The organism is Ramlibacter alkalitolerans, from assembly GCF_016722765.1.
Classification (GTDB): domain Bacteria; phylum Pseudomonadota; class Gammaproteobacteria; order Burkholderiales; family Burkholderiaceae_C; genus Ramlibacter; species Ramlibacter alkalitolerans.
In genome coordinates, this window is sequence record NZ_JAEQND010000006.1 from 147,283 (window position 1) to 160,035 (window position 12,753).

Here is a 12,753-nt window from a genome sequence, read left to right on the forward strand (position 1 = left end):
CACAGCGCTGGGGTTCGCGGCCTTCGGCGCTCACCGCCAGCCTACGAGATCACCAGCAACGACCCCGTCATCGAGCATCGCCTCGGTCTCCATCGCAGCCAGGCCAGCGCGGATCTCTCTTCGGCGGCCCAGCCGGCGATCTCAGCCGGCCTGCACCTGGATCCGGCGCGGGCGCGCTTCCTCGGCTTTCGGGATCGTCAGGCGCAGCACGCCGTCACGCAGCTGCGCCTCGATGCGCCCGGCATCCAGCTCGCGGCTCAGGGTGAACTGGCGGCGGTAGGCCGGGCACTGCAGCTCGCCGTACACCAGTTCCATGTCGGGCGGCGTGCTGGCGGCGCTGGCCGTGGCCTCGATCAGCAGCGTCTCGCCGTCGATGCGCAGGTTCAGCTGGTCCCGCGTCACGCCGGGCAGGTCCGCCAGCAGCGTGATCGCGTTCTCGTTCTCGTACACGTCCACCGGCGGCACGACGAAGGCCTGCGCTGCGTCGCCGGCACCAGCCGCGTTGGCAGGCGCGCGCCCGGAGGCGGAAGCATTCTGGACAGCATTCGTCATGGCGATCTCCTTCAGTTCACTTCGATGCGGCGGGGCAGCGAGGACTCGCGCTTGGCCACGCTCACGCGCAGCACGCCGTCGCGATAGCTCGCTTCGACCCGGGCCGGGTCGGCATCCTCGGGCAGGCTCACCACGCGGCGGAAGGGGCCGGCGAAGCGCTCGTTGGCGTACACGCTGGCGCGCTCGTCGCCCGGGGGCAGTTCGCTGCGGCGCTCGCCGGCGATCACCAGCAGGCCGCGGTCGACCGTGATTTCCAGCTTGGCCGGGTCGACCCCGGGCGCGAGCGCCTGCACCTCGATGGAAGTCGGCGAGCTGCCGACGTTCAGCACGGGGAAGCCCGCGCCGGCCTGGGAACGGATGCTGGAGCCGGGGCTGGGGAACACGCGGTCGAGCATCGATTGCATGCGGTTCAGTTCCGCGAACAGGTCCGCGGTCGATCGGAACAAGGGACTCATGGCTCGCTCTCTCCTTTCATTTCCTTTCTGTCGCGTCGGAGCGATCCGGAATTAGGGTCGACCCGCCGGGCTTTCAAGGGGTCGCAGGCGCGGCACGCCGGCTAGACTCTGCGCGATGAAAAGCTGGGACGCCGGTCAGTACACGCGCTTCGAGGCCGAACGCAACCGGCCGATCCACGACCTGCTGGCGCAACTGCCGGACGAAGGCATCCGCCGCGCCGTCGACATCGGTTGCGGGCCCGGCAATTCGACCGAGCTGCTGCTGCGGCGCTGGCCCGGCGCCGAGGTGCGGGGCATGGACAACTCGCCGGAGATGATCGCCGCCGCCCGCGAACGGCTGCCCGGCGTGCATTTCGAACTGGCCGACGCGGCCGCCTGGAGCAGCGACGGCTTCGCGCCCGACCTGGTCTTTTCGAACGCCGTCCTGCAGTGGGTGCCGGACCACGCGCGCGTGCTGCCCGCGCTGCTGCGCGAGCTGGCGCCCGGCGGCTGGCTGGCCGTGCAGATGCCCGACAACCTGCAGGAGCCGGCACATCGCCTGATGCGCGAAGTGGCCGCGCAGGGTCCGTGGGCCCAGCGGCTGGCGGCCGCCGTCGCCCGGCGCGATGCGCCGCTGGCGGCCGACGGCTACTTCCGCATCCTGCGCGAGGCGGCTGCGCACGTCGACCTCTGGCGCACCACCTACCACCACCAGCTCGCCGGCGGGCCGCGCGCCGTGGTCGAGTGGTTCAAGGGCAGCGGCCTGCGCCCCTTCCTGCAGCCGCTCACGCCGGACGAGCAGGCCGAGTACCTGGCGCGCTACGAAGCGGCGCTCGCCGGCGCCTACGCGCCGCTCGCCGACGGCACGGTGCTGCTGCCGTTCCCGCGGCTGTTCTTCATCGCGCGCCGCGGCTGAGGCGCTTGCGGGTCGGCCCGTACGGTCGTTCCCGTGAAGAGCGCCGCGCAGGGGCTGCCGGCCGCGGCGTTGCGAGTTAACCCGCAAGCCAGCGCCGCGCGCCGCTCGTGAGAATCAGGCGTGCTCGCCGCCCTCCGCTCCGGGCGCTTCCTTCCGCTTCAAACCAGGAGATCCACCATGCAACGTCGTACTGCTCTCTCGGCGATGGGGTTGGCGCTCGCGAGCCACCATGCCTTTGCGCAGCAGCCCATCGTGATCAAGTTCAGCCACGTCGTGACGGACGACACGCCCAAGGGCAAGGGTGCGCTGAAGTTCAAGGAGCTCGCCGAGAAGTACACGGGCGGCCGCGTGAAGGTCGAGGTCTACCCGAACTCCACCCTCTACAAGGACAAGGAGGAACTCGACGCCCTGAACAGCGGCTCGGTGCAGATGCTGGCGCCCTCGACCGCGAAGTTCCGGCCCATCGGCGTGCCCGAGTTCGAGGCCATGGACCTGCCCTTCATCTTCAACGGCGAGGAGGGCTACTACAAGACGGTGGACGGGCCCATCGGCGGCGGGCTGCTCAAGCGCCTGGAAGCCAAGGGCATCACCGGCCTGGCGTACTGGGACAACGGCTTCCACATGGTCTCGGCCAACCGGCCGCTGCTGCTGCCGGCCGACTTCCAGGGCCTGAAGATCCGCATCTCCGGCTCCAAGATCGCCGACCTGTACTTCCGCAAGATGGGCGCGCTGCCGCAGATCATGGCCTTCTCGGAGGTGTACCACGCGCTGCAGACGGGCGTGGTGGACGGCTGCGAGAACACGCCGTCGAACTACTGGACGCAGAAGTTCCACGAGGTGCAGAAGCACATCACCGTGTCGAACCACGCGCACCTGCAGTACGCCGTGGTCACCAACTCGAAGTTCTGGAACGGCCTGCCCGGCGACGTGCGCGGCCAGCTGACCAAGGCCATGGCCGAAGCCACGCGCTACACGAATTCCATCGCGAAGCAGGAGAACGTGGATGCGCTGGAGAAGATCAAGGCCTCCGGCAAGACCACGCTGCACTACCTGACGCCGCAGCAGCGCAATGCCTGGGTGGTGGCGCTCAAGCCGGTGTACCACGAGGCCGAGGCGCGGGTGGGCAAGCAGGTCGTGGATGACCTCCTCAAGTCGGCTGGCATCGTGGCCTGAGGGCGGCGCCGGGCCCCGGGTCGGCCGGGCGCTCGGCGCTGTCCTCGACCACCTGGAGGAATGGCTGATCGCGAGCCTGATCGCGGTCGCCACCCTCGTCGTGTTCGTCGCCGTGCTGCACCGGTACGGCACGTCCTCTGCGATCGATTCCGCCAAATGGCTCGAAGAGCACGGGCTCGCCCTGGCCGCGGCGCCCCTGCGCCGGGTGTTCGCGTGGCTGGCCGCGCGCGACCTGTCGTGGGCGCAGGAGCTGTGCATCTACATGTTCATCTGGATGGCGAAGTTCGGCGCCGCCTATGGCGTGCGCACCGGCATCCACATCGGCGTCGACGTGCTGGTCACGCGCATGGATCCGGCGCGCGCCCGCAAGGTGATCCTGTTCGGCCTGCTCTCGGGCGCCTTCTTCACCGGGATGATCGCCAACTTCGGCGTGCACTTCACCGCCGGGGTGTGGGACTCGGGCAGCCGCTCCAACGACCTGGAGGCGCCGATGTGGATCGTCTACATGGCGATCCCGCTCGGCTCCGCGCTCATGTGCTTCCGCTTCCTGCAGGCCGCGTGGGCCTTCTGGACGACGGGGACGCTGGCGCACCACGACGCCGCCCATGTGCAGGGCGTGGAACCCGAGGCTCCGCCGCCTCCCCTGCAGGCCGACGCGCCGGCGCACGGCGCCGCCGGCAAGGGTGCCGTCCTTTCGGTGCTGGTGCTGCTGCTGCCCTTCGCGCTGCTCGCCATGGGCATGCTCGCGAAGTACGGGGTGTTCCACGCCGGCGGCGGCCTGCGCACGACCGTGGTGTTCGGGCTGCTCGTGTCGCTGATGCTCACCGGCATGCCGATCTCCATCGCGCTGGGCCTCACGGTGCTGTCCTTCATGTTCCTGCTCAGCGACATCTCGCTGGACTCGGTGGCCATGAAGCTGTTCACGGGGATCGAGAACTTCGAGATCATGGCGATCCCGTTCTTCATCCTGGCCGGCAACTTCCTCACGCACGGCGGCGTTGCCCGCCGCATGATCGCCTTCGCGACCTCGATGGTGGGGCACTGGCACGGCGGGCTCGGCCTGTCCGCGGTGGTGGCCTGCGCCCTGTTCGCCGCGGTCTCCGGTTCTTCGCCGGCCACGGTGGTGGCGATCGGCTCGGTGCTGCTGCCGGCGATGGTGGCGCAGGGCTATCCGAAGCGCTTCGGCGCCGGCGTCGTCACCACCAGCGGCGCGCTCGGGATCCTGATCCCGCCGTCGATCGCGATGGTGCTCTATTCGGTCTCCACCAACACCTCGGTCGGCAAGCTGTTCATGGCCGGCGTCGTGCCCGGTGCGATGCTGGCGACGATGCTGGGCGTGACGACCTGGTACCGCGCCTGGCGCAACGGCTATCCGCGCATGGAACGCGCGGCGTGGGCGACGCGCGCGCGGGCGGCCCGCGACTCGTTCTGGGGCGTGATGCTGATCGTGATCGTGCTGGGCGGCATCTACTCGGGCCTGTTCACGCCCACCGAAGCCGCCGCCGTGAGCGCGGTGTACGCGTTCTGGATCGCCGTCTTCGTCTACAAGGACCTGCGCCTGTCGGAGGTGCCGCGCGTGCTGCTCGCCTCCGCCAACATCAGCGCGATGCTGCTGTACATCATCACCAACGCCGTCCTGTTCTCCTTCCTCATGACCAGCGAGCAGATCCCGCAGGCCATGGCGGCGTGGATGGTGGACCGGGGCCTCGGCGCCGTCTCCTTCCTGCTGGTGGTCAACGTGATGCTGCTGCTGGCCGGCAATGTGATGGAGCCCTCGTCGATCATCCTGATCATGGCGCCCATCCTGTTCCCGGTGGCCGTGCAGCTGGGCGTCGACCCGATCCACTTCGGCGTCCTGATGACCGTCAACATGGAGGTCGGCCTGTGCCACCCGCCGGTGGGCCTGAACCTCTATGTGGCCTCGGGCATCGCGCACATGGGCATCACCGAGCTGACGATCGCGGTGTGGCCCTGGCTGCTGACGATGCTGGTGTTCCTGGGCCTGGTCACCTACGTGCCGGAGATTTCGCTGGCGCTGCCCCGGCTGCTGGGGATGTAGCGCGCCTCAGCGCGCAAGGAGCACCGGCACCGAGGCGACGAGCAGGGCGACCCCGCTGGCGGCGAGCAGTCCCAGCACCACCTTGCGGAAGGCGACGTCGCTGATCCCGAGGTACACGCGGGTGCCGACCAGCACCGGCACCAGGACCGCGGGCGCCACGACGGCCAGCAAGGGCAGCATGCGCCGCTCGAAGATGCCGGTGGCCAGGTAGCTGGCGAAGGTCACCAGCAGCATCGAGAGGTTGAAGTTCTGGATGATGGCGCGCTGGCGGTCCTTGTCGAAGCCGCGCACGGTGCACCACAGGGTGGGGACCACGCCCGTGAAGCCGCCGAGTCCGCCCATCACGCCGCCGGCCGCGCCCGCGAGCGCGTCGCCGGCACGGCCGCCGTTCACGCGCGGCAGGCGGGCGGCGAAGAACATCAGCGGACAGATCACCACCAGCATGGCCCCGAGCACCGTCTTGAACAGCGGCACGTCCAGGCGCGGCAGCAGGTACAGGCCGACGGGCAGGCCGGCGAAGCCGCCGGCGAGGAAAGGGACCAGCGCCTTGAGGTCCCAGCCCCGGCGCACGGTGAAGGCGGCGAGCAGCTGCCCGACCAGCGCGCCGAAGACGGAGAGGGCGGCGGCCAGGCGCGGCTCCAGCGTCCAGGCCCACAGGGTCATGGCGGTGAGCCCGAAGCCGAAACCCGACAGGCCTTGCACGAAGCCGGCGATGGCAGCGCCGAGGGCGACGGTGATTACCAGCTCCACGCAGGCCACCCCGTAGGCTGGCGGTGGGCCCGAAGGCGAACCCCAGCGCTTGCGCACATCGCTGGGGTTCGCGCGCTGCGCGGCTCACCCCAGCCTGCGTGACGCCGCGCCGCGAAGGCAGATCTCACTCGTACGCCGACGTCGGCACGCAGCTGCAGAACAGGTTGCGGTCGCCGTACACGTTGTCGACACGGGCCACCGGGGGCCAGTACTTCAGCTGGCGCCCCGACCCGGTCTTCGGATCCGCCATCGCCGCGCCGACTTCGCGCGGATAGGGATGCGTCCACTCCGCGGCCAGCAGCGATTCGGCCGTGTGCGGCGCGTTCTTCAGCGGGTTGTCGTCCTGCGGCCATTCGCCCCGTTCGACGCGCCGGATCTCCTCGCGGATGGCGATCATCGCGTCGCAGAAGCGGTCGATCTCCTCCAGCGTCTCGCTTTCCGTGGGCTCCACCATCAGCGTGTTGGGCACCGGGAAGCTTAGGGTCGGCGCATGGAAGCCGTAGTCCATCAGCCGCTTGGCGACGTCTTCGGCCATCACCCCGCTGGTGTCCTTCAGCGGCCGCAGGTCCAGGATGCACTCGTGCGCGACGTGGCCGTTGGCGCTGGCATAGAGCGTCGGATAGTGCTCCCGCAGCCGGACGCTGATGTAGTTGGCGCTCAGGATGGCCGTCTCGGTGGCCTGCGTCAGGCCGGCGGCGCCCATCATGCGGCAGTACATCCAGGAGATCGGCAGCACCGCCGCATTGCCCAGCGGCGCCGCGGAGATCGCGCCCACGGGGTGCTCCGGCAGGCCGCCGGCCCGGTGCCCGGGCAGGAAGGGCACGAGGTCCTCCACCACGCACACGGGGCCCACGCCGGGGCCGCCGCCGCCGTGCGGGATGCAGAAGGTCTTGTGCAGGTTCAGGTGGCTCACGTCGCCGCCGAATTCGCCCGGCGCCGCCACGCCCACCAGCGCGTTCATGTTGGCGCCGTCCACGTACACGCGGCCGCCGTGCTGGTGCACGATCGCGCACAGTTCCTTGACCTGCATCTCGAACACGCCGTGCGTGCTCGGATACGTGATCATGATGCAGGCCAGCTGCTCGCTGTGCTGCTCGCACTTCGTCTTCAGGTCCGCGAGGTCCACGTTGCCGTTGTCGTCGCAGGCGGTCACCGCCACCTGCAGGCCGGCCATCTGCGCGCTGGCCGGATTGGTGCCGTGGGCGGACGACGGGATCAGGCAGACGGTGCGATGCGCCTGCCCGCGGCTGGCATGCCACGCCTTGATCGCCAGCAGGCCGGCGTACTCGCCCTGCGAGCCGGCGTTGGGCTGCAGGCTGATGCCGGCATAGCCCGTGGCCTCGCACAGCCAGGCCCGCAGCTGCTCGTCGAGTTCGGCGTAGCCTTGCAGCTGGTCGCGCGGCGCGAACGGATGCACGTGCGCGAACTCCGGCCAGGTGACGGGGATCATCTCGCTCGTCGCATTGAGCTTCATCGTGCAGCTGCCCAGCGGGATCATGCTGCGGTCCAGCGCGAGGTCCTTGTCCGACAGGCTGCGGATGTAGCGCAGCATGCCGGTCTCGCTGTGGTGGCTGTTGAACACCGGATGCGCCAGGAAGGTGCTGGTGCGGCGCAGCTCGGGCGGGATCAGCGGCTCGACGCCCTTCTCGAAGCCGGCGAAGTCCGGCAGCGCCTGCCCCGGCCGGGCGAAGAAGGACCACAGCAGGCGGATGTCGTCGCGCGTGGTGGTCTCGTCCAGCGAGATGCCGAGGCCGCCGGGGAAGGTGTTGCGCAGGTTGGCGTGCGCGGCGTGGGCGCGGCCGGCGATGATGTCGGTCGATTCGCCGGTCTTCACCACCAGCGTGTCGAAGGCGAAGGGCGCGCTCAGCTCCCATCCCATCTGCTTCAGGCCCGCGGCGAGGATCGCCGTGTACGCGGCCACCCGTTGCGCGATCCGCTTGAGTCCCTGCGGCCCGTGGTAGACCGCGTACATGCTCGCGATCACCGCGGGCAGGACCTGCGCCGTGCAGATGTTGGAGGTGGCCTTCTCGCGCCGGATGTGCTGTTCGCGCGTCTGCAGGGCCAGGCGGTACGCCGGGTTGCCGTGCGCATCGACGCTGACGCCGACCAGGCGCCCCGGCATCGAGCGCTTGTAGTCGTCGCGGCAGGCGAGGTAGGCCGCATGCGGGCCGCCGGCGCCCATCGGCATGCCGAAGCGCTGGGTGCTGCCCACCACGACGTCGGCACCCCATTCGCCTGGCGGGGCCAGCACCGCGAGCGCCAGCAGGTCGGCGGCGACGATGAACGCGGCCTGCTTCGCATGCGCCTGGTCCACGCAGGCACGCATGTCGTGGATCATCCCGCTGGTGGACGGGTACTGCGCGAGCACGGCGAAGTAGTCCTGCTGCTGCATCAGGTCCGGCACGACGCCGACGACCACGTTGATGCCCAGCGGCGCGGCGCGCGTGCGCACCACCTCGATCGTCTGCGGGTGGCAGTCGCCCGCGACGAGGAAGTTGGCGCTCCTGCTCCGGACCATGCGCTTTGCGAGCGTCATCGCTTCGGCCGCCGCCGTGGCCTCGTCGAGCATCGAGGCGTTGGCGATCGGCATGGCCGTGAGGTCGCACACCATGGTCTGGAAGTTCACCAGCGCTTCCATGCGACCCTGGCTGATCTCCGCCTGGTAGGGCGTGTACGCCGTGTACCAGGCCGGGTTCTCGAGGATGTTGCGCAGGATCACGCCCGGCGTGAAGGTGCCGTAGTAGCCCTGGCCGATGAAGCTGCGGAAGACCTGGTTGCGGTTCGCGATGGCGCGCAGTTCCAGCAGGGCGGCCGCCTCGGTGGCCGGCGGCGGCAGCCGCATCTCGCGGGCGCGGGCGATGGACCGCGGCACGATGCTTTCGATCAGCGCGCGGCGCGAGGCTTCGCCGATCACGGACAGCATGTGCTGTTCGTCGGCCTCGCCGATGCCGATGTGGCGCGGGATGAACTCGTTCGGGTTTTCCAGCTCGCCGAGCGGCCGGGCGGTTTGCTTCAACATTCGGGGCCCAATGACAAGATGACTTGCCGCTGGCGCGGCTTCGATGACACGCTGCGCTGATGACACGGACCACGTCATTCGTCGTGGGCGAAGCGTGTCATGGAGCGCCGCGGCGCGAGGTCATGCGCGCGCAGCGCGCGTCAGGTCGTCGCCTTCACGAACTTGACGTATTCGGGCTCGTCCATCAGCGCGTCGAATTCCGCCATGTCCTTGATCAGGATCTTGAAGAACCAGCCGTTGCCCATCGGGTCCTTGTTGGCGATGGACGGGTCGTTGCGCAGGTCCTCGTTGACTTCCGAGACTTCGCCGGAGATCGGCATGTACACGTCGGCCGCCGCCTTCACCGATTCGACGACGCCGGCCTGCTCGCCCTTGGCATAGGTGCGGCCGACTTCGGGCAGGTCCACGAACACGACGTCGCCCAGCGCGTCCTGCGCATGCAGCGTGATGCCGACCACGGCGTACTCGTGGTCCTCCAGCTGGATCCATTCATGCTCGGGCGTGTACTTCACGGTCATGTTTCCTCTCCTGGCGGGGTCAGCCGCGGTAGTAACGATTGGGGACGAAAGGCATGGCGCCGACTTCCATGGCCACCGGCTTGCCGCGCACCACGGCCTGCAGGCGCGTGCCGGTGGCGGCAAGCTGGGGCGGCACGTAGCCCATGGCGATCGGCTTGTCGATGGACGGCCCGAGCAGGCCGCTCGTGACTTCGCCCACGCGCTGGCCCTGGGTGTCCTGCAACTCCGCGTGCTCGCGCACGGGCACCCGCTCCAGCGCGACGAGGCCCACCCGCTTGCGCGCGACCGCCTCGCGTCCATCGAGTTGCGCCAGCACGCGCTCCGCGCCCGGGAAGCCGCCCGCGCGCCCGCCGCCGGTGCGCCGCACCTTCTGGATCGCCCACTGCAGCGCCGCTTCGACGGGCGTGGTGGTGGTGTCGATGTCGTTGCCGTACAGGCACAGGCCGGCTTCCAGCCGCAGGGAGTTGCGCGCGCCGAGGCCGACGGGCTTGACTTCCTCCTGGGCGAGCAGTTCGCGCGCGAACGCCTGCGCGCGCTCGCCGGGAACCGAGATCTCGAAGCCGTCCTCGCCGGTGTAGCCGCTGCGCGTGACGAACAGGTCCGCCCCCTGCCACTGGAAGCCGGCGCCGGTCATGAACACCAGCTTCTCGACGCCGGGCAGCACGCGACTGAGCGCATCGACCGCCCTGGGGCCCTGCAGCGCGAGCAGCCCGCGGTCGAACATCGGCACGACCTGGCAGCGCGAGCCGATCCGGTCCTGGATGTGCGCGAGGTCGCCGGTCTTGCAGGCGCCGTTGACGATCACGAACAGTTCGCCGCCGCGGTTGACGAACATCAGGTCGTCGATGATCGTGCCCTCGTCGGTGAGCAGCAGGCCGTAGCGCTGCTTGCCGGGCGCGAGGTCGATCACGTCGACGGGCACGAGCGTCTCGAAGGCCGCCGCGGCGTCCTGGCCGACCAGCCGGAGCTGGCCCATGTGCGAGACGTCGAACAGGCCGGCGCTGGTGCGCGTGTGGTGGTGCTCGGCCATCAGGCCGGCGGGGTACTGGACCGGCATCGAGTAGCCGGCGAACGGGACCATGCGCGCACCGAGCTCGAGGTGCAAGGCGTGCAGGGGTGTCTTCTGTAGCTCTTCTTGAGGGGCGGACACGCGGACTCCAACAGGCTTGTGGACCATCGTACTTCACGATGGGTGGGCCCGTGCTGTCCGCTTTACCTGAGAGATTCGCCCGGCCCGCGCCGGGTTTGCTCCTTCGGTGGGTGGCTGCGCGGCAGCCGCCTCTCTCCAGCAAGGTACGCTCCGCGCACGGAGCGTTCGTCAGTCCTGGGTACCTGAGCGTTGCAGCGCCTTCGGCGGCTCCGCTGGACTGCTGCGAAGCTCTCTCCTGACGTGCAGGATTCTAGCCGAGCGCAAGGGACGGACAGCCAGAACGCGAAAGCCGCGAAAGTACGCCAAAGCCGCAGAGGAAAATCGAAGGATTCCTTTGGCGGTCCTTGCGCGCTTTCGCGGCTTTTGCGTTGAAGGCTGTTCCGGCTCTACTTCGCGTACACCAGGTCCCGCAGGCCCAGCGACAGGCCCGGGACGTACGTGATCACCATCAGGCAGGCGAGCACCACCAGCACGAAGGGGATCAGCTGCGTGATGATGCGGTCCAGCGAGATCTTGGCAACCGTGCAAGCGGCGAACAGGTTCACGCCGAACGGCGGCGTGATCATGCCCAGCGCCAGGTTCACCACCATGATCAGCCCGAAGTGCACCGGGTCGATGCCGAAGTGCTGCGCCACCGGCGCCAGGATGGGCGCCAGCACGATGATCGCTGCGCTGGTCTCGATGAACATGCCGATCAGGAACAGCGCCGCGTTCACGCCCAGCAGGAACATCTGCGGACTCTTCAGCACGTCCTGCAGCCACAGGCCGATGGCCTCCGGCACGCCGGCGCGGGTGATCAGGAAGGCGAACAGTCCCGCGTTGGCGATGATGAACATGATCACCGCCGACGAGAGCACCGACTTGCGCAGGATGGCGTACAGCTGGCGCACGTCGATCTCGCGGTAGACGAGCATGCCGACGACCAGCGCGTAGAACACGGCCACGGCCGAAGCTTCGGTCGGCGTGAACACGCCGCCGTAGATGCCGCCCAGGATGATCACCGGCATCAGCAGCGCCCACCCGGCCTGCTTCAGCGCGGTGCCGAAGGGCAGGCGGCCGTCGCCGTCGTTCTTGCCCCAGCCCTTGTACTTGCAGTACGCCCAGGCGAAGAACATCAGCGAGCCGCCGATCAGGATGCCGGGGCCGAAGCCGGCGATGAACAGTTCGCCGATGGAGACCTCGGCGCTCACGCCGTACAGGATCATCGGGATCGAGGGCGGGATGATCACGCCCAGCTCCGCGCTGGTGGCCTGCAGCGCCGCGGCATAGCTGGTCGGGTAACCGTGCTTGATCAGCGCCGGGATCAGGATCGCGCCGATCGCGAAGGTGGTGGCGACCGACGACCCCGAGACCGCCGCGAAGATCATGCAGGTGAGCACGCAGGTCATGGGGAGGCCACCCTGCACGCCGCCCACGATGCTCTTGGCGAATTCCACCAGCCGGCGCGAGATGCCGCCGGTTTCCATCAGGTTGCCGGCGAGGATGAAGAAGGGGATCGCCGCCAGCGGAAACTTGTTGATCGAGTTGAACATCTCCTTGACGGAGATGAGCATGTTGGCGTGGGTGACCTGGATGCCGAGGATGGCGGACAGGCCGATGGAGACGGCGACGGAGACGCTGAGCGCGAAGCACAGCACCATCGTGGCGAGCATCGCACTGGTCATTGCGCCGTCTCCAGTTCCTCGCGCTTCGGATCGATCAGGTTGCCGATGATCCCGAAGATGCAGAACACCGCGCCGACCGGCAGCGCCAGGTAGCCCCAGAACATGGAGATCGATTCCAGTCCGGCCATCGACTGCACCTGGCCGCGCACGGCATAGTCCCAGCCCCACCAGAGGATGACGGCGACGAGCACCAGCGCTGCGATGGCCACCGCCCAGTCGAGTGCGCGGCGGGCGCCGCCATGCACCGAGCGGTACACCACGTCCACGCTCACCATGGCGCCCTGGCGGAACGCGGCCGGGATGCCGAGGAACACCATCCAGATCAGCGACAGGCGGATCAGGATCTCGCTCCACTCCGCCGGCTGCTCCAGGATGAAGCGGGTGACGATCTGGAACATGCCCAGCACACTGGCCACGACCAGCATGGCGCAGGCTCCGGCCATGGCCAGGCCGCTGGTGAAGCGCTCGATGCGCAGGAAGGTTTCTTTCACGGGGACTCTTTGTTGGGATCTTCGTCA

At 68.9% G+C, this 12,753-nt stretch carries 11 protein-coding genes, 1 pseudogene and 2 riboswitches; of the genes and pseudogenes, 4 read left to right on the top strand and 8 right to left on the bottom strand.

The window, feature by feature from the left end; translation table 11 throughout:
* Nucleotides 1–141 precede the first annotated feature (141 nt).
* Together JI746_RS11980 and JI746_RS11985 are read right to left on the bottom strand one after the other, a co-directional pair.
* Complete coding sequence (locus tag JI746_RS11980) at nt 142–552, bottom strand: Hsp20/alpha crystallin family protein (RefSeq protein ID WP_201689723.1); 411 nt, start codon at nt 550–552, stop codon at nt 142–144.
* A gap of 11 nt (nt 553–563) precedes the next feature.
* Nucleotides 564–1,007, bottom strand: coding sequence for an Hsp20/alpha crystallin family protein (locus JI746_RS11985; protein ID WP_201689725.1), 444 nt, complete (start codon nt 1,005–1,007; stop codon nt 564–566).
* Nucleotides 1,008–1,122: 115 nt separating this feature from the next.
* On the opposite strand from JI746_RS11985, the gene tam reads away from it, so the two are divergent.
* From tam to JI746_RS27655, 4 genes and pseudogenes are all read left to right on the top strand, one after another.
* Nucleotides 1,123–1,902, top strand: a complete 780-nt coding sequence (gene tam, locus JI746_RS11990; RefSeq protein WP_201689727.1) for a trans-aconitate 2-methyltransferase — start codon at nt 1,123–1,125, stop codon at nt 1,900–1,902.
* Nucleotides 1,903–2,079: 177 nt separating this feature from the next.
* Nucleotides 2,080–3,075, top strand: a complete 996-nt coding sequence (locus JI746_RS11995) for a TRAP transporter substrate-binding protein (protein ID WP_201689729.1) — start codon at nt 2,080–2,082, stop codon at nt 3,073–3,075.
* Nucleotides 3,041–3,634: pseudogene (locus JI746_RS28005) on the top strand (TRAP transporter small permease); the annotation flags it as partial. The gene JI746_RS11995 and the pseudogene JI746_RS28005, both read left to right, overlap by 35 nt.
* Nucleotides 3,635–3,814: 180 nt before the next feature.
* Nucleotides 3,815–5,134 carry a TRAP transporter large permease gene (locus JI746_RS27655; RefSeq protein ID WP_408004097.1) on the top strand — a complete coding sequence of 440 codons (1,320 nt, stop codon included), beginning with the start codon at nt 3,815–3,817 and terminating at the stop codon, nt 5,132–5,134.
* A 6-nt stretch (nt 5,135–5,140) separates the two neighbouring features.
* Here JI746_RS27655 and JI746_RS12005 read toward each other — a convergent pair whose 3' ends face one another.
* From JI746_RS12005 to JI746_RS12030, 6 genes are all read right to left on the bottom strand, one after another.
* Nucleotides 5,141–5,884, bottom strand: coding sequence for a sulfite exporter TauE/SafE family protein (locus JI746_RS12005; protein ID WP_201689733.1), 744 nt, complete (start codon nt 5,882–5,884; stop codon nt 5,141–5,143).
* 124 nt (nt 5,885–6,008) lie between these two features.
* Nucleotides 6,009–8,903 (bottom strand): aminomethyl-transferring glycine dehydrogenase, encoded by a 2,895-nt coding sequence (gcvP, locus tag JI746_RS12010; protein ID WP_201689735.1) that lies wholly within the window; start codon nt 8,901–8,903, stop codon nt 6,009–6,011.
* A 140-nt stretch (nt 8,904–9,043) separates the two neighbouring features.
* The gene (gcvH, locus tag JI746_RS12015; protein WP_201689737.1) at nt 9,044–9,421 is read right to left on the bottom strand and encodes a glycine cleavage system protein GcvH; all 378 of its coding nucleotides are present in this window, start codon (nt 9,419–9,421) and stop codon (nt 9,044–9,046) included.
* Nucleotides 9,422–9,440: 19 nt separating this feature from the next.
* On the bottom strand, nt 9,441–10,571 hold the full coding sequence (gene gcvT, locus JI746_RS12020) for a glycine cleavage system aminomethyltransferase GcvT (protein ID WP_408004094.1): 1,131 nt from the start codon (nt 10,569–10,571) through the stop codon (nt 9,441–9,443).
* A gap of 43 nt (nt 10,572–10,614) precedes the next feature.
* A riboswitch (glycine riboswitch) is annotated at nt 10,615–10,720 on the bottom strand.
* A gap of 10 nt (nt 10,721–10,730) precedes the next feature.
* A riboswitch (glycine riboswitch) is annotated at nt 10,731–10,819 on the bottom strand.
* 138 nt (nt 10,820–10,957) lie between these two features.
* A complete protein-coding gene (locus tag JI746_RS12025; RefSeq protein ID WP_201689741.1) occupies nt 10,958–12,235 on the bottom strand; it encodes a TRAP transporter large permease in 1,278 nt (425 codons plus the stop codon).
* Nucleotides 12,232–12,726: a TRAP transporter small permease gene (locus tag JI746_RS12030; RefSeq protein WP_201689743.1), complete on the bottom strand. Its 495-nt coding sequence runs from the start codon at nt 12,724–12,726 to the stop codon at nt 12,232–12,234. Before JI746_RS12030 ends, JI746_RS12025 begins: the two co-directional genes overlap by 4 nt.
* Nucleotides 12,727–12,753: the final 27 nt, after the last annotated feature.

Excerpts from the sequence above, each read along its gene's own strand:
- tam (WP_201689727.1), top strand. The coding sequence starts at position 1,123 with ATGAAAAGCTGGGACGCCGGTCAGTACACGCGCTTCGAGGCCGAACGC.
- JI746_RS12025 (WP_201689741.1), bottom strand. The coding sequence starts at position 12,235 with ATGACCAGTGCGATGCTCGCCACGATGGTGCTGTGCTTCGCGCTCAGC.
- gcvH (WP_201689737.1), bottom strand. The coding sequence starts at position 9,421 with ATGACCGTGAAGTACACGCCCGAGCATGAATGGATCCAGCTGGAGGAC.
- gcvP (WP_201689735.1), bottom strand. The coding sequence starts at position 8,903 with ATGTTGAAGCAAACCGCCCGGCCGCTCGGCGAGCTGGAAAACCCGAAC.
- JI746_RS11985 (WP_201689725.1), bottom strand. The coding sequence starts at position 1,007 with ATGAGTCCCTTGTTCCGATCGACCGCGGACCTGTTCGCGGAACTGAAC.
- JI746_RS27655 (WP_408004097.1), top strand. The coding sequence starts at position 3,815 with ATGCTCGCGAAGTACGGGGTGTTCCACGCCGGCGGCGGCCTGCGCACG.
- JI746_RS11995 (WP_201689729.1), top strand. The coding sequence starts at position 2,080 with ATGCAACGTCGTACTGCTCTCTCGGCGATGGGGTTGGCGCTCGCGAGC.
- JI746_RS11980 (WP_201689723.1), bottom strand. The coding sequence starts at position 552 with ATGACGAATGCTGTCCAGAATGCTTCCGCCTCCGGGCGCGCGCCTGCC.